We start from the raw sequence: 21,746 nt of genomic DNA, 5'->3' as shown, positions 1-21,746 counted from the left end.
CGTCCCCCGAGAGGACCGTTCCGCCATGCCGACCGGCAGTACGCACGAGATCAGCACCTTCAAGGGACAGGAACGCGCCCTGCGCGCGGGCCGCATCGGCACCGCCGGGCTCCTCCTGTCCGTACTGGCCGCCAGCGCCCCGCTGATGGTCGTGGCCGGCGTCATGGCCACCACGTACCAGGTCATGGGCATCGTCGGGCAGCCGCTGCTGTTCGTCATCCTCGGCGTCGTGATGGCGCTGTTCAGCGTGGGCTACGCCGAGATGAGCCGGCACGTGCACAACGCGGGCGCCTTCTACGCCTACATAGCCAGGGGGCTGGGCGGCACCGCGGGCGCCGGCGCGTCCTTCGTGGCGCTCGCCGCCTACTGCGCCCTCCAGGTCGGCATCTACGGCATCTTCGGCTTCGAATTCGCCGCGCTGCTCGGCACGTTCTTCGGCATCACCATCGTGTGGTGGGTCCCCGCCCTCCTCGCCGTCCTGCTCACCGGCGCCCTCGGTGCCCTGAAGATCGATCTCAACGCCCGAGTGCTCGGCGTCCTGCTCCTGATCGAGGTCGCCCTCATCGTTGTCTTCGACCTCGCGTTCGCCACGCAGCCCGGCCCGCAGGGCCTCTCCCTGCACGCATTCGACCCCGCGACGCTCGGCGGCGCGGGCCTCGGCACGGCCCTGTGCTTCGCCGTCGCCGGCTTCCTCGGCTTCGAACAGGCCCCGGTGTACGCCGAGGAGACCAGCCGGCCCCAGACCGTCGTGGCCCGCGCGATGTACCTCGCCGTCGGCTTCTCCGCGGTCTTCTTCGCCCTCAGCTCCTGGCTCATCGGCGTGGCCACCGGGCCCGACCGTGTCGTGGCCGCCGCCGGCAAGGAGGGCCCGGGCCTGATCTTCGCGCTCGCCGAGCCCTGCCTCGGCGGCGTGTTCACCGACGTCCTGCACGTCTTCTTCGTGACCGGCATCTTCGCCTCGATGCTCAGCTTCCACAACGTCGTGGCCCGCTACGCCTTCGCCATGGGCCGCGAGGGCCTGCTGCCCGCGCCCCTCGGCCGCACCTCCAAGGCCAGCGGTGCCCCGGCCCTCGGATCGCTCCTGCAGACCGTCGTCTCGCTCCTGGTCGTCGTGGCGTTCGCGGTCACCGACCGGGCACCGGCGGGCGACCCCACCACGCCCGTCCTGCGGCTCTTCACGTGGGGCGGCAACCTCGGCGCCCTCGGGGTCATCGCCCTGATGGCCACCGCATGCGCGGCGGTCATCGCCTTCTTCGTACGCCGCGGCGCGGGCCGCGCCCAGGCCGGCCGGCTCACCGCTGCCGCCGTCGCCGGACTCGCCCTGCTGGTCGTCCTGGTCTACGCGGTCAAGGACTTCGGCGTCCTGGTCGGCGCCGGGGCGGGCTCCCCGCTGAACTGGCTGCTGCCCGCCCTCATGGGGCTTGCCGCCGTCGCCGGACTCGTGCACGGGCGCGTACTGCGTGCCGTCCGCCCCTGGGTGCACGCCCGGATCGGCCTGGGCAACGAGGCGTTCCAGCTGGAGAAGGCGGCCACCGCCGAACCCGGGCCGCACCTCGGAACCGCCGTACGGGAGGACAACCGCCGATGACCGCCGCAGCCGTACAGGACGAGGCCGCCGATGACCGCCGTAGGGCAGGAGAACCGCCGATGACCGCCGCAGCCGAAGCCCCCGCCGAGGTCCGGCACCCGCTCGACCCGCTCACCGCGCACGAGATCGACACGGCGCGCGAGGTGCTGACCGCGTCCGGCCGGGCGGGCGGCACGACCCGCTTCCCCCTCGTCCTCCTCGACGAGCCGGACCGGCACACCGTCTCCGCGCACCGCCCCGGTGACCCCGTCGTACGGCGGCTCCGCGTCACCCTCCTGGAGCCCGCCACCGGGGAAGCCGCGGAGGCCCTCGTGGACCTCGCGGCGCGCGCCCTCGTGGCGTACCGCCCGCTGGACCCGGTGGCCGACGGGCAGCCGCCGCTGCTCTTCGAGGAGTTCGACCGCTGCGACGAGGTCGTCAAGGCCGACGCGGGCTGGCGCAAGGCCATGGCCGACCGCGGCATCACCGACCTGGACCTGGTCATCGCGGCCCCGCTGGCCGCCGGGAACTTCGGCAGGCCCGAGGAGACCGGCCGGCGCATGCTGCGCTCGCTGACCTTCCTGCGCTGCTCGGAGTCGGACAACCCGTTCGCGCACCCGGTCGGCGGCCTCGTCGCCGACGTGGACCTCACCGAGGGCCGCGTCCTCCGCCTGATCGACACCGGCGCCGTCCCCGTGCCCGCCGAATGCGGCCGCTACGAGGCGGAGTTCAGCGGCCCCGCCCGTACGGACCTGAAACCGCTGGAGATCACCCAGCCCGAAGGGCCCTCCTTCACCCTGGAGGACCACGTCCTCACCTGGCAGAACTGGCGCCTGCGGCTGGACTTCAACGCCCGCGAGGGCCTGGTCCTGCACGAGATCGGCTACCGCGACGGCGACCGCCTACGGCCCGTACTGCACCGCGCCTCGCTCGCCGAGATGGCCGTGCCGTACGCCGAGCCGGACCCCGCGCGCAACTGGGTCTGCTACCTCGACGTCGGCGAGTACACCCTCGGCCGGAACGCCAACGCGCTCCGTCTGGGCTGCGACTGTCTCGGCGAGATCCGGTACGTCGACGCCGTCGTGGCCGGCGACACCGGGCACCCCGAGACGCTGCCGAACGCCATCTGCCTGCACGAAGAGGACCACGGCCTGCTCTGGAAGCACACCAACATGTTCGACGGCTTCACCGCCGACAGCCGCCGCTCCCGCCGCCTCGTCCTCTCGTACATCGCGACCCTCGGCAATTACGACTACGGCTTCTACTGGTACCTCTACCAGGACGGCACGATCGAGTTCGAGGTGAAGTCCACCGGCCTGGTGCAGACCTCCGCCTCCGAACCCGGTACGGAGTCGCCCTACGCCACCGAGATCGCGCCCGGCCTCCAGGCGCCGTACCACCAGCACCTCTTCTGCGCCCGGCTGGACCCGGCCGTCGACGGGCACGCCAACACCGTCGAGGAGGTCGACGTCGTCCCGCTGCCCATGGGCCCGGACAACCCGAACGGCAACGCCTTCACCGTCCGGGCCACGCCGGTCACCGACTCCGGGGACGGCGGCCGGCTCGCCGACCCGGCCGCGGGGCGCCGCTGGCGGATCACCAACCCGGGCTCCCGCAACCGCATGGGGCAGCCCGTCGCGTACACCCTCCAGCCGCAGTCCGGGCCCACGCTGCTCGCGCGGCCGGGCTCACCGGTCGCGGCCCGCGTCGCGTACGCCACCAAGCACCTGTGGGTCACCGCGGGCCGGCCCGAACGGCGCTACCCGGACGGCGACTACCCCAACCAGCACCCGGGAGGCGCGGGCGTCAGCGCCTGGAGCGCGCCGGGCGAGTCCCTTTCGGACACCGCCCTCACCCTCTGGCACACCTTCGGCCCCACCCACCTGCCGCGGCTGGAGGACTGGCCGGTCATGCCCGTCGACCGCTGCGGGTTCACCCTCAGGCCGACCGGCTTCTTCGACCGCAATCCGGCGCTGGACCTGCCGCGGGAGGGCGGGGGAGAGGGCCACTGCCACGCGTGAGGCGGCTTCCGGGCGGGACGGGGCCGGCACCGGCGCGGCGGCCCCGGACGGGCCGCACGCGCCCGTGGGGCCGTTCCCGCCGTCAGCCCGGCAGGCCCTCGCTGACGCGGCGGGAGACCTTGATCGCGTAGAGGTCGAGGATGCCGGGCGGCTCGGCGATGCCCGGGCCGCCCGCCCGGATCCACGCCGCGATGTCCGCCAGCGCGTCGTCGTCGTTGACCAGGCCCAGCCATACGGGCCGGCCGCCCGCCGCGCGCCCCTCGGGCGACGGCTGGACCACGACCACGTTCGCCTGGTCGCAGACGTCCAGGCACTCCGAGGCGCGCACCGGGGCCGCGCCGTCCAGCGCCGCGCGCAGCCGCGGGATCTGCCCCGCGTGGTCGACGCCGGGGATCTTGCTCGCGTCGCCGCAGCAGCAGCCGCGGCACACCGTGACACGGCAGGAGGCGGCCCGGTCGGCGGGTCGGCGGGAACGCTTGTTGATCACCGGTCCATCGTACGGGGCACCGGGGCCGGTGCGAACGGCCCCCGTGTGGGGCCCTCAACTCGTCGTATCGAGACGGGCTTTGGGGTAGGGCCCGGGGTATGAATGCCACCACTGACCATGATGCGCACACCGCTGCGGGCCCCGTAGCGGCGATACCCGGACCCAAGGGGCTGCCGCTCCTCGGGGCGATGTTTGAACTCCAGCAGGACTCCCTGGGGGCCTTCCTCCGGGCCCGCCGCGACCACGGTGACGTGGTGCGGATCTCGGCCGGCCCGCCCGGACTGCGGACCGTTGTCCACGGCGTGTTCTCCGCCGAGGGCGTGCAGCAGGTGCTCGGCACGGAGGCCGCGAATTTCCGCAAGGACAACCCCTTCTACGCAGAGGTCCGCGCCGCCTTCGGGAACGGCCTGCTGACCAGCCAGGACGCCGACTATCTGCGGCAGCGCCGGCTGGTGCAGCCGCTCTTCACCAAGCGCCGGGTCGACGGGTACGCCGACGCCATCGCCCAGGAGGCCGCCGCGGTCGTCGAGCGCTGGCGCGCTCGGGACAGCGTCGACCTGGTCGGCGAGATGAGTCGGCTGGCCCTGCGGACGGTCGCGCGCATCCTCTTCGGCGCCGATGTCGAGGCCGCCGTCGAGGTCATCCACCGTTCCTTCCCGGTGATCAACGACTATGCGCTGAGCCGCGCGTACGCGCCGGTGAACCTGCCGCGCGAGTGGCCGACGCCCGGCAACCGCCGCGCGATGGCCGCGATCCGCGAGGTGTACGCGGTCTGCGACCGGATCATCGCCGAGCGCCGCGCGGCACCCGACGGCCCCGCGGGCGACGACCTGCTCACCCTTCTCGCGCAGGCGGGCAGCGAGGAGGACGGCAGCCTGGACGCGACCGAGATCCGCGACCAGGTGCTGGTCTTCCTGCTCGCCGGCCACGAGACCACCGCGACCTCCATGGCCTTCACCCTCCACCTGCTCTCCCGCCACCCCGAGGAGCGGGCACGTGCCCAGCGGGAGATCGACGAGGTGCTGGGCGACCGTGCGCCCACCGCCGCCGACCTGGAGCGGCTGCCGTACCTGACGCGGGTGCTCAAGGAGGGCATGCGGCTCTACCCGGCCGCTCCCGTGGTCGGCCGCCGGGCCGTCGCGGACACCGAGATCGGCGGCTACCGCATCCGGGCCGGCTCGGACGTCGTGGTCGCCCCCTGGGTCACGCACCGCAACCCGGACCTGTGGGAGGACCCGGAGCGCTTCGACCCCGATCGGTTCACGCCCGAGCGGTCGGCCGGGCGGCACCGCTACGCGTGGTTCCCGTTCGGCGGCGGCCCGCGGGCCTGCATCGGCCAGCATTTCTCGATGCTGGAGTCGGTCCTGGCGCTGGCGACGCTGCTGCGCGCCTACGACCCGGAGGCCGCCGACGACGCCGAGGTGCCGGTCGGCGCGGGCATCACCCTGCAGGCCAAGGGCCCGGCGCGGGTCCGCCTGCGGCCGCGCGCGTAACTCCGCGGCCGCCCTCGCCGCCTCCCGGCGAGCGTCGTCCCGCCGGGCGCGCGGAAACCGTTCCTCGCTAACGCTACGAAAATAGCGTTTGCGTTTTCGTCGCGCTCGGCGTAGCGTCATTTCCGGCCCCATTGCCGTCGATTGGAGAAGGCCGTTGCTCGTCTGAGGTCCTGAGACGCCGCGCTGATCCCAGCGCACCGTGAACCGACCTCGGCGTGCCATCGTGCCCACGACGGCCGACCAGCCGCCCCGCGTACGCGGACATGTACGCGGAATGCGTACGACAGCTCCGTACGCGTCCTCGGTGGCCGGCACCTCACGGTCCCCCGCTTCAGCGGTGTCTCCCTGCGCTGTTCCTCATCAGCCCACGCCCGCTCCAGGAGACCTGTATGTCTACGAACGACCGTTCCGGTCGCGCCGCCTCCGTCGTCTGCACCGGCCTGACCTTCGCCTGGCCCGACGGCACACCAGTCCTAGACGACTTCCAGCTCACCGTCGGCCCCGGGCGTACGGGCCTCATCGGCCTCAACGGCGCCGGAAAATCCACCCTGCTCAAGCTCCTCGCCGGTGAGCTCAGCCCCACCGCGGGCAGCGTGAAGAGCACCGGCGACATCGGCCACCTCCCGCAGAACCTCACCCTGGACGCCGCCCTTCCCGTGGACGAGATCCTGGGCATCGCCCGCACCCGCGCCGCGCTGCACGCCATCGAGGCAGGCGACGCGAGCGAGGAGCACTTCACCGCCGTCGGGGACGACTGGGACGTCGAGGAGCGCGCCCGCGCCACCCTCGACCAGCTCGGCCTGGACGGCATCGAGCTGGACCGCACCCTCGGCGAGGTCTCCGGCGGCGAGTCCGTACTGCTCCGGCTGGCCGCCCTGCTGCTGCGCCGCCCCGACGTGCTGCTGCTCGACGAGCCCACCAACAACCTCGACCGCCGCGCCCGCGCCCGGCTGTACGAAGCGGTCGCGCGCTGGTCCGGCGTGCTGGTCGTGGTCAGCCACGACCGGGAGCTGCTCGACCTGGTCGACCAGATAGCCGACCTCCGGGCCGGCGAGGTCCACTGGTACGGCGGCAACTTCACCGCTTACGAGGCCGCGCTCGCCGTCGAGCAGGAGGCCGCCGAGCGCATGGTGCGGGTCGCCGAGGCCGACGTGCAGCGTCAGCGGCGCGACCTGAGCGACGCCCACGTCAAGCTGGCCCGCCGGGTCCGCTACGGCAACAAGATGTCGGCCAACAAGCGCGAGCCGAAGGTCATCATGAACGAGCGCAAGCGCCAGGCCCAGGTCTCGGCCGGCAAACACCGCATCATGCACACCGAGAAGCTCAAGGAGGCCAGAGAACGGCTCAGCGAAGCGGCCGAGGCGGTCCGTGACGACGAGACGATCCGCGTCGACCTTCCGCACACCGCCGTGCCGCCGGGTCGCGGCGTGCTCACCCTGCGGGACGTGACCACCCGCTGCGGCACCCACGTCAACCTCGAACTGCGCGGCCCCGAGCGGCTGGCGCTCGTCGGCCCGAACGGCTCCGGCAAGACCACCCTGCTCCGTACGGTCGCCGGCGCACTCGCGCCGACTGCGGGCGAGGCGACGGTCCACGTACCGCACCGCTTCCTGCCCCAGCGGCTGGACGTGCTCGACGACGGGCTGTCCGTCGCCGAGAACGTGGCCCGCTTCGCCCCGCAGGCCACCGACAACCACATCCGGGCCCGGCTGGCCCGCTTCCTGTTCAAGGGCGCCCGGGCCGATCAGCCGGCCGCCACCCTCTCCGGGGGCGAACGCTTCCGCGCGACCCTCGCCGCCCTCATGCTCGCCGAGCCCGCCCCGCAGCTCCTGCTGCTGGACGAGCCCACCAACAACCTCGACCTGGCGTCCGTGCGCCAACTGGTCGCCGCACTCGACGCCTACGAAGGAGCGCTGATCGTGGTGAGTCACGACGAACGATTCCTGGCCGAAGCGGGCATCACCCGCACGCTCGACCTGGGCGATCCGCCCCAGGGCCCCGGCGCGGGGGAGGGCGCGCCGCCCATGGAATAGCCGCCTCAGAAGTGGTGCAGCAGCTCCGGGAAGGCGGTGAGCCGCAGCACCTTCTCGTCCGCGGGATCCAGCTCGCTGTGCTCCAGCACCCACGTGTGGTCGTTCGGGATGAACACCGCGTTCATCCCGGCGGCACGCGCGGGCAGAATGTCGGATTTGGGGGAGTTGCCGATCATCCAGGCCGACTCCGGCGCCAGCGCGTACTCCCGCACCAGGGCGCGGTAGGTCGAGACGTCCTTCTCCGCGACGATGTGCACACCCCGGAAGTGGTGCGCCAGCGCGGAGTTGTCGACCTTCCGCCGCTGCTCCTCCGCGTCTCCCTTGGTCAGCAGCAGCAACTCGTGCCGGGCGGCCAGCTCGGCGAGGGTGGTGGCGACCCCGGGAATCAGCTCCACGGCGCCCCCGTCGAACGACGCCGCCCACGCCGCGATCCGCGCCAGCTCCTCCGCGGTGGCTTCCCTGCCGTGCAGCTGCGCCAGACACTCGCCCAGGCTGCGCAGGAACACCTTGCTGCCGTAGCCGTGCGCCTTCGCGTTCGCCGCCTCGACGGCGTCCAGCGCCGCGCGTACGCCCTCCCGGCCGAGCCGCAGCCCGATCTCCGGGTCGGTCATCCAGTCCAGGAACTCCTCGATGATCCGCTCGAAGACGACGTTGTTCTCCCAGAGAGTGTCGTCCGCGTCGAATACGAGAACCTTCTCCGTGCCGCCCAAGGCAGCCCCCTCCCGCGCTGTACTGATCCGTCGGCCGTCCGGCCCGCGCAGCGTAATGAGCGCGTCCGGCGTGACGCACGGGGTTATTGCGGAGAGCCGCCCGCCGGGGTCGTGCACGGAGGACCGGCCTCCGCTGGACACGCACGGGTCCGGAAACGACGATTCCCCACGGTCTGCGGGAGACCGTGGGGAACCGGTTGGTGTCCGAGGGGGGACTTGAACCCCCACGCCCGATAAAGGGCACTAGCACCTCAAGCTAGCGCGTCTGCCATTCCGCCACCCGGACAAGGTGTCTGTCGGGCGGGCCGTCTGCGCCCTTCCGACGTGGAAAACCATAGCAAACATTTGGGGGTGGTCGATCACGCGCTCGGCCGAGGGGGCGGCGCCGGCCACCTCGGAGGGGAGTGGGCGCGGCAGCGGCGGGTGCCGGACCGGCCGCCACCCGCACGCCCGTGACCAGCGTGTGTCGGGAGGATTGCGGCCTTGGGCCCGGGCCGGGGGAGAGGGAGGATGGCAGCGGACCCCGCCGCGGTGACCGCGCGTACCGGCGCGAGCCGCGGCCGTGAACCATGAGGAGGCAGCGTGAGCGAGTCCAAGCCCGCACCGGCCACATCGAAGCCGGCCCCGGGCGTCACCGGCGAGGACGAGGTCGTCGACCTGTGCCGCGACCTGATCCGGATCGACACGAGCAATTACGGCGACCACTCGGGCCCGGGGGAACGGGCCGCCGCCGAGTACGTCGCGGAGAAACTGGCCGAGGTCGGCCTGGAGCCGCAGATCTTCGAATCCCACAAGGGCCGGGCCTCCACGGTGGCCCGGATCGCGGGCGAGGACCCCTCGCGCCCCGCGCTGCTGATCCACGGGCACACCGACGTCGTCCCCGCCAACGCGGTGGACTGGACGCACGACCCCTTCTCCGGCGAGATCGCCGACGGGTGCGTGTGGGGCCGCGGCGCGGTCGACATGAAGGACATGGACGCGATGACCCTCGCGGTCGTCCGCGACCGGCTGCGCTCCGGCCGCAAGCCGCCGCGCGACATCGTGCTGGCGTTCCTCGCGGACGAGGAGGCGGGCGGCGTGTACGGCGCGCGCTACCTGGTCGACAAGCACCCGCACCTCTTCGAGGGCGTGACCGAGGCCATCGGCGAGGTCGGCGGCTTCTCCTTCACCGTCAACGAGAACCTGCGGCTCTACCTCGTCGAGACGGCCCAGAAGGGCATGCACTGGATGCGGCTGACCGTGGACGGCACGGCCGGCCACGGCTCGATGACCAACAACGACAACGCGATCACCGAGCTGTGCGAGGCGGTCGGGCGGCTGGGCCGGCACAAGTTCCCGGTGCGGGTGACCAAGACCGTGAAGTCCTTCCTCGACGAGTTGTCGGACGCCCTGGGGACCGAGCTGGACCCCGAGAACATGGACGAGACGCTGGCGAAGCTCGGCGGCATCGCGAAGATCATCGGCGCGACGCTGCAGAACACCGCGGCCCCGACCCAGCTGGGCGCCGGCTACAAGGTCAACGTCATCCCGGGCCAGGCGACCGCGCACGTCGACGGCCGTTTCCTGCCCGGCCTCGAAGAGGAGTTCCTGACCGACCTGGACCGGATCCTCGGGCCGCGGGTCAAGCGCGAGGACGTGCACGCGGACAAGGCGGTGGAGACCGACTTCGACGGCGCGCTCGTCGACGCCATGCAGTCCGCGCTGAAGGCCGAGGACCCGATCGCGCGGGCCGTGCCGTACATGCTCTCCGGCGGTACGGACGCCAAGTCCTTCGACGACCTCGGCATCCGCTGCTTCGGCTTCGCGCCGCTCAAGCTGCCGCCGGAGCTGGACTTCGCCGGCATGTTCCACGGCGTGGACGAGCGCGTCCCCGTGGACGGCCTCAAGTTCGGCACGCGGGTCCTCGACCGGTTCATCGAGCAGAGCTGACGGCTTCGTCGAGCAGGGCTGACGACCGGCTCACCGAGCGGGGCCGGCCCCTTCGCCGTACCGGGCCCAAGGGTCCCCGAGCAGGGGCAAGGAGGTGCGCGGGGCTGACGCCGACGTCCACCACGGACGTCAACTCAGGTCAGCCTTTCGTGAGCATTTAACTGAAAAGAGTGAATGCAACCATAGGCTCGTAGCTTCATTACGCCTTCCTCGTTACAGGAAATGCGACCCGAGGTTTGCGGTCGCATTGCCTACAAGGAGGAACAATGATCAAGAAGGTCGTCGCTGCTGCGGCTGCTGCTGGTGGTCTCGTGCTCGCCGGTGCGGGTCTGGCCGTTGCCGACTCGGGCGCGCAGGGTGCTGCCGTCCACTCGCCGGGTGTCCTTTCCGGCAACGTCGTTCAGGTCCCGGTTCACGTGCCGGTGAACGCCTGCGGCAACACGATCTCCGTGATCGGGCTGCTGAACCCCGCCTTCGGCAACACCTGCGTCAACAAGTGACGTTGGGCATCACCCCCAGGGGGGAGTGATCCGGTCGGCTCCGCGGCGCATGCCATGCGCTCCGGGGCCGACCGGCTTTCGGCGGGCGGACACCCACGACCGTCCGCCCCGGGGGGACGGAAACCCACGCTCCGTCCGCCCTTCGAAATGCGAAATGGGGAAGGGACGACCTATGCGTAAGGTCGCGAGAAAGAGCCTGATCACTGTCGTGGCCGCGGGCGGCGTACTCGCCGTTTCGGGTGGCTACGCGCACGCCGATTCGGGCACGAGCGGCTCGGCCGCTCATTCGCCGGGGGCGCTGTCGGGGAATTCGGTCCAGGTCCCCGTGGACGTCCCGGTCAACGTCTGCGGGAACACCGTGAACGTGGTCGGCCTGCTCAACCCGGCGGCGGGCAACAGCTGCGGGAACGCCTCGGGCGGCGGGCAGCACGGCGGCTCGGGCCCCTCGGCAGGGGCTCAGGGGGGCACGCACGACTCCCCGGGCGTCGGCTCGGGCAACAGCGTGCAGGTGTCCGTGAACGTCCCGGTCAACATCTGCGGCAACAGCGTCAACGTCATCGGCGGGCTCAACCCCGCCACCGGTCAGGACTGCGGCAGCGACGGCTCCACCAAGCCGCCGGGCAACCCGGACGAGCCGGGCCCGTCCCAGCCGCCGGGCGGCGACGACACGCCGCCCCCGCAGGAGCCGGACCACCCAGGGGAGCCGGACAACCCCGGGAACCCGGACAACCCAGGAAACCCGAACAACCCGGATCACCCCGGAAACCCGGCGGAGCCGTCGCACCCGGGCGGCGGTGACCAGGGCGGGGACATCCATCCGCAGACGCCGCCGCACTCGCACCACGAGATCGTCACCACGCCCGCCGCCGATTCCCGGCCGGCCGGGAGTCAGCAGCTCGCGGAGACGGGCCCGGGCCCGGTCGGCGCACTGCTTCCGGCCGGTGCGGCGCTGCTCGGTGCGGGCGTGATCCTGTACCGCAAGGCGCGTACGGCGAGCGGGGTGCGCGGCTAGCAGGCGGCCGGAAGAAGGGGCTGCCGCTTCCGGTCCCGTTGTGCTGCGGGGATGCCGGGCCGGCGGGATCGCCGGTGAGGCCGCCGAGGGGTCACGCAGGGGCGGTTATCGGCCGCCGCGCGTACGGAACTGGCCTTTTTCGGTGAGACGGCAGACGGACCGAATTCTCGTCGCGCTACTTCTCGAAGTGGAACAAACCGGGAGAAATACCCGCACCTTCGGGTGATGCCCCGCCTCCGGATATCCGGGGCGGGGCAGCTTTCGGCTCTCGACCGGCGTGGCGAACGGAGTGCGGCACGGACCCCTCACGGGCCCGTGTCACCAGGTCGCGCGAATCTGGCGGATGATCCGGCGGCGCAGCCGCACCTTGCGGCTGCCGTCCGGGTTCAGGCGGAGGCGGTCCAACTCCCAGTGTCCGTACTCGGCGTGGTCGGTCAGCAGGCGTGTGGCGGCCTTGCGGGAGACGCCCCGCGGCACATACACATCGCAGAATTCATATTCCGGCATCGCATCTATTGTGCGGGACCGGCCCGGGTACGGATAGCGTCTGCACTATGTCTGATGCTGCGCAGCCCTCCGCTGCCGAGGTACGTGCCGCCGCCGAGGCGGTCAAAGCCGCGCTGGACCGTCACCTCGACGCGGTCGAACGCCGCTCGGGTGAGGACGATGCCGCCGTCTACGCCGCGTTCGATCAACTGGCCGCGGCGGCCGAGGCGTACGACGAGCTGCTCTACGACACCTACGACGAGGTCACGCCCTTCGAGATTCCCGGCAGCGACGGGCTGCCCGCGTACGCGGGGCCCGAGGAGCCGAGCGCGCTCAGCGTGCTGATCCGCCGGGACTACACCGTCGTGGAGCCGCAGCGGCTGCTGTCGCAGGCGCAGCGCATCGCCGACCTCGACCCCGGGTCGGCCACGGAGCCGGGGGCCGCGCAGAGCCCGGCGAAGCCCGGCGGGAACGCCGCGTCCGCCGTCGTCGGCAGCAGTGTGCACGCGGCGCTCGGCGTGCTCTTCGGGGAGTACGAGCCGGACGAGATCGCCTCCCGGCACAAGGAGTTCGGCCTGGAGGAGGGCGACTCCACGCTCTGGGTCGCGGCGGCGGAGGAGCCGCCGGAGCCGGGCGAGTGGCTGGCCGCCCCCTTCGACCAGGCCGACCCGCAGCGCGTCGTCTGTCGCTTCGACGTCAGCTCCGTCTTCGACGAGGAGCTGGACTTCGACGACGAGGACGATCACGCAGCGCACGCGTCCGACGACCCCGACAACGATCTCCTCGACCCCGACCCCACCGAGGGCCCTGTCCGCCCCCGCAGCCGCCCGGTCTCCGGAGCCCGCGGCAGCGGACCGGGACTGGAGGCGATCGAGGCGGCCGACCGGGAACGCTGAGGGGCGGCGCGGGCGGCTGACCGAGGGCGCCGATGCAGGGCGCGGCCGGCCGACCGGGAGCGCTGAGGCAGGCCGGCCGGTCGGCCGACCGGCTTAGCCGCGTGGCCCGCGAATGAGCCGAGGTGACGGGGCCCGTCCGCTGTGGTGCGGGCGGGCCCCATCACGTCGGCGTTATCGGCGCCATCGGCGTCAGGCCGGGGGCGCTTCCCACTGGGTCTGCTGGAGCTGGAGCAGCGTACGCAGGCGGGTCGTGCGTTCCTTGGCGGGGATCTCGGCCACCGCGCGGGGCAGCGCCTGGTCCGCGCCCTGGACCACGGACAGGTGCCGCTCGCCGCGCCCGAAGGCGGTGTAGACCCACGAGCGGGTCAGCCCCGGGGCCGCGTCGCCCGGCACCACCACCACGGCCGCCGGCCAGCGCATTCCCACCGCCTGGTGCGCGGTGAGCGCCCAGCCGTGGCGCAGCGCGCCGCTCGCCACCTGGTCGCGGGGGACGACGACGGGCGCGCCGCCGCATTCCAGCCGCAGCCCGTCCGCTTCCGCACCGGTGACCCGGCCCGGCACCGTACGGCCGGGGACCGGGCTGTACGCCACCCGGTCGCCGGGGTCGAAGCCGCCGAACTTGCCCGGGCCGGGGTTGAGACGCTCCTTGAGCGCGGCGTTGAGCGCGCGGGTGCCGGCCGCTCCGCCGTGCCCCACGGTGATGACCTGGGTCTCCGCCGTCGGCACGCCGATCGCACGCGGTACGGAGTCGGCGACCAGCTGGACCGTACGGTGCACCGCCTCGCCGGGGTCCCGCACCGGGACGATCACGACCTCCTTCTCCGGCGCCTCGACCTGCGCCAGTTCGCCGATGCCGATGCCCGAGACCAGCTCGCCGATGGGGCCGAAGTCGGGCGTGCGGGAGGCGATCTGCGGGCAGCAGCGGGCGGCGAGCACGTCGGCGAAGAGCCGGCCGGGACCGGCGGACCAGAGCACGCCGGGGTCGCCGCTGAGGACGAGGCGGGCACCGTCGGCCAGCGACTCGATGAGCAGCGCGGCGGTCTCCAGGTCCAGCTGCGGAGCGTCCAGGACGACGAGCAGGTCCAGGGCGAGCGAGCCGTCCGCGTCCCGGCCGGGGCCTTCGCGGCCCGCGAGCAGCCCGCTGAGGGTGACGGCGGGGGAGGACTCCGCCGCCGCGCCGGCCTGCGCCGTGGGGGCGGACGCGGGGAGGCCGGAGGCGTCGTAGTGCGCGGTGGCCTCGGTGACGAGATCGGCGAGCCGGCGGCGGCCGTCCGCCGTGTGGGCGGCGCCGGCCGCCCGCAGGCCGAGTGCGCGGGCCGCGGCGATCAGCGCGGCGGGTTCGGCGCGTGCGGCCTCACCGCCGGTGTGCGCGACCAGGCCGCTCTGCGCAGCGGCCCGGATCAGCGTCCCGGCGGAGGACGACGGCGCGGCCGCCGCGACGGCCTCCCAGCGGGCGGCCGACACCCGGACGGGACGCGGGGGGATGTCGTCGGCGGGCCGGGCACCGGCCTGCGCTTCGGTACCGGTCTGCTCGTCGATACCGGCCCGCTCGTCGGCATCGGTCTGCTCTGCGGCGCCGGCCTGCGCTTCGGTGCCGGCTTCCGTGTCCGTACCGGCCGATGTGTCCGTGTCGGCTGACGTGTTCGTGCCGGCTTCGGGGGACTCCGTGTCCGCTTCCGCGGGCGTCCCGGCAGCGTCGGCGGCGGCTTCCTCGTCCGTCTCCGGGAGCGGTTCGAAGGTGTTGAGCAGGCGGGAGAGGCCGTCCGCGACGCTCTCCTCGGCCATGGCGAAGCGGTCCAGGCCGAAGAGCAGCCGGACGGGCTGTTCCTCGTCGTCCTCCGCGTCCGCCGGGCGCGGCGGCGCGGACGGGTCGTCCAGGGCGTCCTGGAACACCAGCACTTCGCCCTCGGCGATCGCGGTCTGCATGGCCTCGTCCGGGTCCGGAACGGAGCGGGCGGCCAGCGCGGAGCGCAGAGCGCTCGCTTCCAGGGCGGAGTGCCCCGCCAGCGCGGCCTGCTCCAGGAGCCAGCCGATCAGGGCCTGGGCACGGCGCTCGTCGCCGGGGCCGCACTCGGGGCCGAGCAGGGTGCGGGCGAAGGTGTCGGCCTGCTCGGGCCGGACACCCGCGACGGAGAGGAGCCGCCAGGGGTCCTCGCGCAGCGTCTCACCGGCCTGCTCGCCGAGTGCGCGTACGGCCTGCTCCGCGAGGGCCTCGGGCGCGCCACCGGCCGTGAGGACGTGCCGCACCCCGGCGATCCCGGGCGCGACGGGCCCACCCGGCGCCTGCCGCGCCGCATCCCCGTACGCACCGGCCCCCTGCGGCCCGTCCGGCCGCGCCCCCTGCGGGCCGCCACCGGGCCCGTAGGCACCGCCGGGACCGTTCATGCCGCCCGAGGGGCCGCCGCCCGGGCCCGCGTGACCACCGGTCCCCGGACCGCCCGTACCCGGGCCTCCCACGGGGCCGCCGCCCGCAGGTCCCCCGGCGCCGGGGCCGCCCGCTCCCGGGCCACCTGCTTCCGGGCCCGCAGCCGGTCCCGACGCGTACCCGGAAGGTGACGGAGCGCCCTGCGCACCGGCCCCCTGTCCACCGGGCCCATAGCCGCCAGCACCATCGGGGCCCGTCGCCGGGCCTGCCGGGCCATGTGAATCACCGGTGCCGGGTCCCGCCGGCGGACCGCCCTGGCCGCCAGGGCCTCCCGGACGGCCCGCAGGGCCCGCGCCCGGAGCCCCGGGAGCCGGAATCCCGGGCGACCGCTGCGCGCCCGGTGTCCGCAGGGCGCCCGGGGCGGACGGAGCCGGCCCGCGCGGGGCCTCATTGAAGAACGAGGCCGCCGACCGTTCGCCGCTCTCGACCGCCCGTACCGCGGCGGCCAGCGCGGCCGCGGACGCCTTGCTGCCACCCGCGCCGGCACCCGCAGCGCCGGCCGGGCCGCCCGCGGCTCCGCCGCCGGCCCCCGCCGAGCCGCCCGCGCCCGCGGTGCCACCCGCGCCATCCTCTTCCCGCACCGCACCCGCCGAGCCACCCGCAGCGCCGGACGAGCCGTCAGCACCCGCCGAGTCGCCCGAGCCGGTCGAAGCGCCCGACGCGCCGTCAGCACCCGCCGGGCCCCCCGCAGCACCGCTCCCGCCCTCAGCGCCCGCCGCGCCGCTCGTGCCCGTCGCGGTCGCGTCGCCCGAGCCGTCGGCGCCCGCCGGGGCCGGCGGGTCCGGGGCCTCGGCAGGGGCGGGGGCGCCGGTGGGCTGGTCGGTGTTCACAGGGTGCTCCAGTCGTGGTCGGGGTAGCGGTGCACGGGCGCGGAGACGTCGTCCAGTGCATGCCGGATCTCGTCAGGAAGACTAAGGGTCTCCACTGACAAAGCCGCCCTGAGCTGCTGCGCGGTGCGTGCGCCGAGGAGCGGGGCGGTGACGCCGGGACGGTCGCGGAGCCAGCACAGGGCGACCTGGAGCGGGGTGACGGCGAGACCGTCCGCCGCCGTGGCGACCGCGTCGACGATCCGGCCGGCCGTGTCGTCGAGATACGGCGCGACGAAGGGCGCGAGGTGCTCGGAGGCGCCGCGCGAATCGGGCGGCGTGGCATGCCGGTACTTGCCCGTGAGGACGCCGCGGCCGAGCGGGGAAGCGGGCAGCAGGCCGAGGCCGAGGTCGAGGGCGGCGGGCACCACCTCGCGCTCGATGCCGCGCTGCAGGAGGGAGTACTCCATCTGCGCGCTCGCCAGCCGGGTGCGTACGGCCGGCGCCGCCAGCTGCCAGGTGGCGGCCTTGGCGAGCTGCCAGCCGGAGAAGTTCGTGACGCCGACATAGCGGGCGCGGCCGCTGGTCACGGCCGTGTCCAGGGCTTGGAGGGTCTCCTCCATGGGGGTGAACGGGTCGAAGGCGTGGACCTGCCAGAGGTCGACGTAGTCGGTGCCGAGGCGCTGCAGGGAGTCGTCGAGCGCCGCGAGGAGATGGCGCCGGGAGCCGTCGACCCGGCGGTCCGCCTCCAGCACGCTGCCGGCCTTGGTCGCGACGACGAGGTCGCCGCGGGGGATCAGGCTCTCCATGATCCGGCCCAGGAGGTACTCGGCGCCGCCGTCGGCATAGACGTCGGCGGTGTCGACGAGGGTGCCGCCCGCCTCCCAGAACGTCTTGAGCTGGTCGGCGGCGTCGCGGTCGTCCGTGTCGCGCGCCCAGGTCAGCGTGCCCAGGCCGAGACGGGACACGCGCAGGCCGGTGCGGCCGAGGTGCCTTTGCTCCATGGGCCCTGAGGTTACTGGCCTGTCCCGGGCTCGCGGGGACCTGTGGACAACGCCGTGCGGCGACCTGTGGACAACGCCCGGAACGGGGTCCGCCACAGCAGGTCTTCGACAGATCTCCGCCAGGTCTCCGGCAGGTCTTACGCCCCGTCCCGGCGCCGCAGTACAGTCCCCGGACAGCATCACTACTGATGAGTAATCCGATGGATCCGGAGCTACCCGTAGCGCCGGCCACCGGACATCGCATATGACGGCGGATGATCGTCATCGATGAGTGAGGGGAGCCGCATGAAGCTCGGGATCAACCTCGGTTACTGGGGTGCCGGCATGGACGGGGACAACCTCGCCGTGGCGCAGGAGGCCGACCGGCTCGGGTACTCGGTCTGCTGGGCGGCGGAGGCGTACGGCTCCGACGGGCCGACCGTGCTGTCCTGGGTGGCCGCGCAGACCGAGCGGATCGACGTCGGCTCGGCGATCTTCCAGATCCCGGCCCGCGCGCCCGCCATGACGGCGATGACCGCCGCCACCCTGGACTCCCTCTCCGGCGGCCGCTTCCGGCTCGGCCTCGGCGTGTCGGGGCCGCAGGTCTCCGAGGGCTGGTACGGCGTCAAGTTCGACAAGCCGCTGGCGCGCACCCGGGAGTACGTGGAGATCGTACGGAAGGCGATGTCGCGCGAGCGGCTGTCCTACGAGGGCGAGCACTGGACGCTGCCGCTGCCCGGCGGCCCCGGCAAGCCGATCAAGCTCACGGTGCACCCCGAGCGCGAGCGCATCCCGCTCTACATCGCGGCGATCGGGCCGAAGAACCTGGAGCAGACGGGTGAGATCGCCGACGGCGCGCTGCTGATCTTCCCGGCCGCCGAGCATCTCCAGGACACGGCGATCGCGCCCCTGCGCGCGGGCCGGGAGAAGGCCGGGCTGACCATGGAGGGCTTCGACGTCTGCCCGACGCTGCCGATCGCCGTCGGCGAGGACAAGGACGTGCCCACGCTCGCCGACGCCTTCCGCCCGTACACCGCGCTCTACGTGGGCGGCATGGGCAGCCGCAAGCAGAACTTCTACAACCGGCTCGCGCAGCGGATGGGCTATGAGCAGGCCGCCGCGGAGATCCAGGACAAGTACCTGGCCCGCGAGAAGGACGCAGCGGCGGCGGCCGTGCCGCACGAGCTGATCGACTCCACCACCCTGCTCGGTTCGGTGGACCGGATCGCGGACCGCATGCAGGCGTACGCGGCGGCCGGGGTGACGACGCTGACGCTGTCCCCGGCGGGCTTCACGCTGGAGGAGCGGATCGCCGCGCTGCGGGCGGGCACCGAGGCGCTGGAGCGGGCCGGCCTGGCCTGAGGGCCGCCCTAGGGGCCGGTCCGGGGCAGGAGAACGGCCCTGGGGGAGGGGGGACGGCCCCAGGGCCGGACGGCTGCGGCCGTGGTGGGGGCTCGGGGGTCTTCCCCGCCACGGCCGTCACACAGCACAACGCGCCGACGTCCGGGGTGGTTACGCCCCGCATATGTGCCCACGGTCCATCGTTCGGGGGAGTTCGAGGGGCTTCGTGTTGCCGCGGACACCGCGGCGCACTTGACTTTTCCTTTGCGGGTGTCCTGTTCGAGGTGGAGTCATGGAGGTCCGTCGATGCTCACGGCGAAAAGTCTCTTCCAAGAAATCCTGGACCACGACGAGTCCTTCCGGCTGTTCTGCTCCATCGCCGCGAGCGGCGAGACCCAGGGCGGGTGGGAGAACGGGCGGATCGCCGTGCTGGTCCCGGAGAGCCAGCGGGCGATGGCCCGCAAGGTCGCGCGGCACGGCGCGGACGAGGAGAAGCACGGCCGGATCTTCAACGCCCTGCTGCGGCGGCGCGGGCTCCAGGCCGTCGCGGTACCGGCCGCCGCCGACTACACCATGCTCCTGGAGCGGCGCGGCATCGGCCTCGCGCACGAGAAGCTCCAGCGCGACGAGCCGCTGACGGAGTCGGACATCGTCACGTACCTGGCGCACAGCCGGATCACCGAGGAACGGGCCGCCGCCCAGATGGCGCTGCTCGTGAAGCACTTCGGTGACCACCCGGAGGTCGGCAAGGCGGTACGGATGATCGCCAGGGACGAGGACAACCACCTCGCGTACTGCCACGAGGAGCTGCTCCGGCTGTCCGACGAGGGGCACGCCGAGGAGATCCGGCGGATCCTGCACGAGAGCGTGCAGGCCGAGATCGCCGTCTACCGCGACGTCAGCCTCGCGGTCATGGAGCGGATGGGCCACATCCTGCGCTGGCCCCGCGCGAAGCGGGCGGTGCTCACGGGCGGCATCCACGCCGTGTACGCCTACGAGCGGGCCGTCGGGTGGCGGCGGATGGTCAGCCTGCGGATGCCCGAACGGCGGGACGCGCTGGGCGGCCCGGCCGCCGCGGCGCCGGAGTTCGCCTGACGGCTACAGCCGCCCCCGGGGCCCTACAGCCGCCGCCCCAGGCCCCCTCCCGGGCCCCACAGCCGCCGCCCAGGGCCCTACAGCCACCCGCGCCGCTTGAACATCCGGTAGAGCAGCACTTCCAGGACGGCCATGACCAGCAGGCACCCGGGATAGCCGTAGGTCCACTTCAGTTCGGGCATGTGTGTGAAGTTCATGCCGTAGATGCCCGCGATCATGGTCGGTACGGCGGCCAGCGCGGCCCAGGCCGAGATCTTGCGCATGTCGTCGTTCTGCCGCACGCCCATCTGGGCCAGGTGGGCGGAGAGGATGTCCGACAGCAGCCGGTCCATGCCCTCCACGGACTCGTTGGCCCGGGTGAGGTGGTCGTCCACGTCGCGGAAGAACGGCCGCGCCTCGTCGTGCACAAACGGTACGCCCGGGTTCTGCAGCCGCGACATCGGCTCGGCCAGCGGCCCCGTGGCCCGCCGGAACTCCAGCACCTCACGCTTGAACGCGTAGATCGTCTGCGCGGTGTTCTTGCTGCTCGTGCCGCTCCTCACGTCCGAGCCCACCGGCGCGAAGACGTCGGCCTCCAACTCGTCCAGGTCGAGCTGGAGTTCCGCGGCCACGTCGATGTAGTGGTCGACCACCGCGTCGCTGACCGCGTACAGGACCGCCGTCGGGCCGTGCTTGAGGACCTCGGGCTCGTGTTCCAGGCGGCGGCGCACGGCGGCCAGCGGGCTGCCCTCGCCGTGCCGCACGGTCACCACGAAGGAGTCCCCGATGAAGAGCATCAGCTCGCCGGAGCTGATGCTGCTGTCCTCGTCGTCGTAGGCGATCGGCTTCAGAACCATGAACAAGGAATCGTCGTACACCTCCAGTTTCGGCCGCTGGTGGGCCTTGAGCGCGTCCTCCACGGCCAGCGGGTGGAGCCCGAACTCCTCGCTGACCTGCTCGAACTCCTCCTCGCTCGGCTCGTGCATACCGAGCCACAAAAAGGAGTGCCCCTCCGCGCGGGCTTCGTCGAGCGCGGTGGAGTATCCCGCCGGCTTCTCGATCCGCCGGCCGTTCCGGTAGATGGCACAATCCACGATCACATGGGGCATTCTCGCTGCCCCGGTCCACTCCCGCCAGATCGGCCCCGGGCGGCACGTCCTCCGCTCGCGGCAGGGACGTAGGGTGGTCGCCATGCCCACGCTGATCCTCGTACGGCACGGCCGCTCCACCGCCAACAACTCCGGCGTCCTCGCGGGGCGCACGCCCGGCGTCGCCCTGGACGAGCGGGGCGCCGCGCAGGCCGCCGCGCTGCCGGACAGGCTGGCCGGCCTGCCGCTGGCCGCCGCGGTCGCCAGCCCCCTGCAGCGCTGCCGCGAGACGCTGGCTCCGCTGCTGGCGGCGCGCCCGGACCTCCCGCTGCACATCGAGGACGGCATCAACGAGTGCGACTACGGCGACTGGTCGGGGCGCAAGCTCGGCGAACTGACCGACGAGCCGCTGATGACCACCGTGCAGCAGCACCCCTCCGCCGCCGGCTTCCCCGGGGGCGAGACCATGCGCACCATGCAGAACCGCGCCGTGGACGCGGTCCGGGCCTGGAACGCGCGCATCGAGGCGGAGCACGGCTCCGAAGCGGTGTACCTGATGTGCTCGCACGGGGACATCATCAAGTCGCTCGTCGCCGACGCCCTCGGCATGCACCTGGACCTCTTCCAGCGGGTGTCCGTCGAGCCCTGCTCGGTGACGGTCGTCCGCTACACACCGCTGCGCCCGTATCTCGTGCGGCTCGGCGACACCGGGGATCTCGGTTCGCTGGCCCCGAAGGAGGACGGCTCCGGCGCCTCCGCGGAGCGCGACGCGGCGATCGGCGGTGGCGCGGGAGCATCGTGATCAGCGGGCGCAGTAGGGTGGTGCGACGGCGCTGCCCGCCACGCCACCTGTGATCCTTGTCCGTGACCACAGATCCCCGCAGTCGAGCAATCG

General features: G+C 73.1%; 17 protein-coding genes and 1 tRNA gene. 11 read left to right on the top strand and 7 right to left on the bottom strand.

The window, feature by feature from the left end; translation table 11 throughout:
* Positions 1 to 25: 25 nt before the first annotated feature.
* Positions 26 to 1,588: an APC family permease gene (locus ACIGQF_RS06085; protein ID WP_399706055.1), complete on the top strand. Its 1,563-nt coding sequence runs from the start codon at positions 26 to 28 to the stop codon at positions 1,586 to 1,588.
* A gap of 59 nt (positions 1,589 to 1,647) precedes the next feature.
* Complete coding sequence (locus ACIGQF_RS06080) at positions 1,648 to 3,588, top strand: primary-amine oxidase (RefSeq protein WP_399706053.1); 1,941 nt, start codon at positions 1,648 to 1,650, stop codon at positions 3,586 to 3,588.
* 82 nt (positions 3,589 to 3,670) lie between these two features.
* On the opposite strand, the gene ACIGQF_RS06075 is transcribed toward ACIGQF_RS06080, so the two are convergent.
* Positions 3,671 to 4,075: a (2Fe-2S) ferredoxin domain-containing protein gene (locus tag ACIGQF_RS06075; protein ID WP_399706050.1), complete on the bottom strand. Its 405-nt coding sequence runs from the start codon at positions 4,073 to 4,075 to the stop codon at positions 3,671 to 3,673.
* Positions 4,076 to 4,173: 98 nt separating this feature from the next.
* Between ACIGQF_RS06075 and ACIGQF_RS06070 the strand changes: the two genes are divergently transcribed.
* Positions 4,174 to 5,568: a cytochrome P450 gene (locus tag ACIGQF_RS06070; protein WP_399706047.1), complete on the top strand. Its 1,395-nt coding sequence runs from the start codon at positions 4,174 to 4,176 to the stop codon at positions 5,566 to 5,568.
* 389 nt (positions 5,569 to 5,957) lie between these two features.
* Positions 5,958 to 7,601: an ABC-F family ATP-binding cassette domain-containing protein gene (locus ACIGQF_RS06065; protein ID WP_399706044.1), complete on the top strand. Its 1,644-nt coding sequence runs from the start codon at positions 5,958 to 5,960 to the stop codon at positions 7,599 to 7,601.
* Positions 7,602 to 7,606: 5 nt separating this feature from the next.
* On the opposite strand, the gene ACIGQF_RS06060 is transcribed toward ACIGQF_RS06065, so the two are convergent.
* A complete protein-coding gene (locus tag ACIGQF_RS06060; protein WP_399706041.1) occupies positions 7,607 to 8,311 on the bottom strand; it encodes an HAD family hydrolase in 705 nt (234 codons plus the stop codon).
* A gap of 198 nt (positions 8,312 to 8,509) precedes the next feature.
* Positions 8,510 to 8,597, bottom strand: a tRNA-Leu gene (locus ACIGQF_RS06055).
* Positions 8,598 to 8,893: 296 nt separating this feature from the next.
* On the opposite strand from ACIGQF_RS06055, the gene ACIGQF_RS06050 reads away from it, so the two are divergent.
* The 3 genes from ACIGQF_RS06050 (at position 8,894) to ACIGQF_RS06040 (ending at position 11,752) form a co-directional block, all read left to right on the top strand.
* Positions 8,894 to 10,240 carry a M20/M25/M40 family metallo-hydrolase gene (locus ACIGQF_RS06050; protein ID WP_399706038.1) on the top strand — a complete coding sequence of 449 codons (1,347 nt, stop codon included), beginning with the start codon at positions 8,894 to 8,896 and terminating at the stop codon, positions 10,238 to 10,240.
* Between the two features lie 266 nt (positions 10,241 to 10,506).
* Positions 10,507 to 10,740, top strand: a complete 234-nt coding sequence (gene chpH / locus ACIGQF_RS06045; RefSeq protein WP_052867476.1) for a chaplin ChpH — start codon at positions 10,507 to 10,509, stop codon at positions 10,738 to 10,740.
* 172 nt (positions 10,741 to 10,912) lie between these two features.
* Positions 10,913 to 11,752, top strand: coding sequence for a chaplin (locus ACIGQF_RS06040; protein ID WP_399706034.1), 840 nt, complete (start codon positions 10,913 to 10,915; stop codon positions 11,750 to 11,752).
* A gap of 318 nt (positions 11,753 to 12,070) precedes the next feature.
* Here ACIGQF_RS06040 and ACIGQF_RS06035 read toward each other — a convergent pair whose 3' ends face one another.
* Positions 12,071 to 12,259, bottom strand: coding sequence for a DUF5703 family protein (locus tag ACIGQF_RS06035; protein WP_030252120.1), 189 nt, complete (start codon positions 12,257 to 12,259; stop codon positions 12,071 to 12,073).
* Between the two features lie 47 nt (positions 12,260 to 12,306).
* Between ACIGQF_RS06035 and ACIGQF_RS06030 the strand changes: the two genes are divergently transcribed.
* Entirely contained in the window at positions 12,307 to 13,134 is an 828-nt protein-coding gene (locus ACIGQF_RS06030; protein WP_399706030.1) for a hypothetical protein, read from the top strand.
* Positions 13,135 to 13,323: 189 nt separating this feature from the next.
* On the opposite strand, the gene ACIGQF_RS06025 is transcribed toward ACIGQF_RS06030, so the two are convergent.
* A complete protein-coding gene (locus tag ACIGQF_RS06025; protein ID WP_399706393.1) occupies positions 13,324 to 15,876 on the bottom strand; it encodes a helix-hairpin-helix domain-containing protein in 2,553 nt (850 codons plus the stop codon).
* Between the two features lie 509 nt (positions 15,877 to 16,385).
* On the bottom strand, positions 16,386 to 17,369 hold the full coding sequence (locus ACIGQF_RS06020) for an aldo/keto reductase (RefSeq protein ID WP_399706027.1): 984 nt from the start codon (positions 17,367 to 17,369) through the stop codon (positions 16,386 to 16,388).
* Between the two features lie 285 nt (positions 17,370 to 17,654).
* Between ACIGQF_RS06020 and ACIGQF_RS06015 the strand changes: the two genes are divergently transcribed.
* Together ACIGQF_RS06015 and ACIGQF_RS06010 are read left to right on the top strand one after the other, a co-directional pair.
* Entirely contained in the window at positions 17,655 to 18,710 is a 1,056-nt protein-coding gene (locus tag ACIGQF_RS06015) for an LLM class F420-dependent oxidoreductase (RefSeq protein ID WP_399706024.1), read from the top strand.
* A gap of 285 nt (positions 18,711 to 18,995) precedes the next feature.
* Positions 18,996 to 19,784: a ferritin-like domain-containing protein gene (locus ACIGQF_RS06010; protein ID WP_399706022.1), complete on the top strand. Its 789-nt coding sequence runs from the start codon at positions 18,996 to 18,998 to the stop codon at positions 19,782 to 19,784.
* Between the two features lie 77 nt (positions 19,785 to 19,861).
* Here the strand turns inward: ACIGQF_RS06010 and corA are convergent, their stop codons facing one another.
* Positions 19,862 to 20,872 carry a magnesium/cobalt transporter CorA gene (corA, locus tag ACIGQF_RS06005; RefSeq protein ID WP_399706019.1) on the bottom strand — a complete coding sequence of 337 codons (1,011 nt, stop codon included), beginning with the start codon at positions 20,870 to 20,872 and terminating at the stop codon, positions 19,862 to 19,864.
* Positions 20,873 to 20,954: 82 nt separating this feature from the next.
* Between corA and ACIGQF_RS06000 the strand changes: the two genes are divergently transcribed.
* Positions 20,955 to 21,653, top strand: a complete 699-nt coding sequence (locus ACIGQF_RS06000) for a histidine phosphatase family protein (RefSeq protein ID WP_399706016.1) — start codon at positions 20,955 to 20,957, stop codon at positions 21,651 to 21,653.
* Positions 21,654 to 21,746 lie beyond the last annotated feature (93 nt).

Origin of the sequence: Streptomyces sp. NPDC053560, from assembly GCF_044544605.1 — a bacterium.
Taxonomy (GTDB): Bacteria; Actinomycetota; Actinomycetes; order Streptomycetales; family Streptomycetaceae; genus Streptomyces.
The sequence above is the reverse complement of the archived record's forward strand: the minus strand, read 5'-3'. Positions and strand labels throughout refer to the sequence as shown.

What these genes read in the sequence shown, in the direction of transcription:
- ACIGQF_RS06035 (WP_030252120.1), bottom strand. Translation starts at nt 12,259, where the DNA reads ATGCCGGAATATGAATTCTGCGATGTGTATGTGCCGCGGGGCGTCTCC.
- ACIGQF_RS06020 (WP_399706027.1), bottom strand. Translation starts at nt 17,369, where the DNA reads ATGGAGCAAAGGCACCTCGGCCGCACCGGCCTGCGCGTGTCCCGTCTC.
- corA (WP_399706019.1), bottom strand. Translation starts at nt 20,872, where the DNA reads ATGCCCCATGTGATCGTGGATTGTGCCATCTACCGGAACGGCCGGCGG.
- ACIGQF_RS06010 (WP_399706022.1), top strand. Translation starts at nt 18,996, where the DNA reads ATGCTCACGGCGAAAAGTCTCTTCCAAGAAATCCTGGACCACGACGAG.
- ACIGQF_RS06085 (WP_399706055.1), top strand. Translation starts at nt 26, where the DNA reads ATGCCGACCGGCAGTACGCACGAGATCAGCACCTTCAAGGGACAGGAA.
- ACIGQF_RS06030 (WP_399706030.1), top strand. Translation starts at nt 12,307, where the DNA reads ATGTCTGATGCTGCGCAGCCCTCCGCTGCCGAGGTACGTGCCGCCGCC.
- ACIGQF_RS06070 (WP_399706047.1), top strand. Translation starts at nt 4,174, where the DNA reads ATGAATGCCACCACTGACCATGATGCGCACACCGCTGCGGGCCCCGTA.
- ACIGQF_RS06080 (WP_399706053.1), top strand. Translation starts at nt 1,648, where the DNA reads ATGACCGCCGCAGCCGAAGCCCCCGCCGAGGTCCGGCACCCGCTCGAC.
- ACIGQF_RS06040 (WP_399706034.1), top strand. Translation starts at nt 10,913, where the DNA reads ATGCGTAAGGTCGCGAGAAAGAGCCTGATCACTGTCGTGGCCGCGGGC.
- ACIGQF_RS06015 (WP_399706024.1), top strand. Translation starts at nt 17,655, where the DNA reads ATGAAGCTCGGGATCAACCTCGGTTACTGGGGTGCCGGCATGGACGGG.
- ACIGQF_RS06065 (WP_399706044.1), top strand. Translation starts at nt 5,958, where the DNA reads ATGTCTACGAACGACCGTTCCGGTCGCGCCGCCTCCGTCGTCTGCACC.
- chpH (WP_052867476.1), top strand. Translation starts at nt 10,507, where the DNA reads ATGATCAAGAAGGTCGTCGCTGCTGCGGCTGCTGCTGGTGGTCTCGTG.
- ACIGQF_RS06000 (WP_399706016.1), top strand. Translation starts at nt 20,955, where the DNA reads ATGCCCACGCTGATCCTCGTACGGCACGGCCGCTCCACCGCCAACAAC.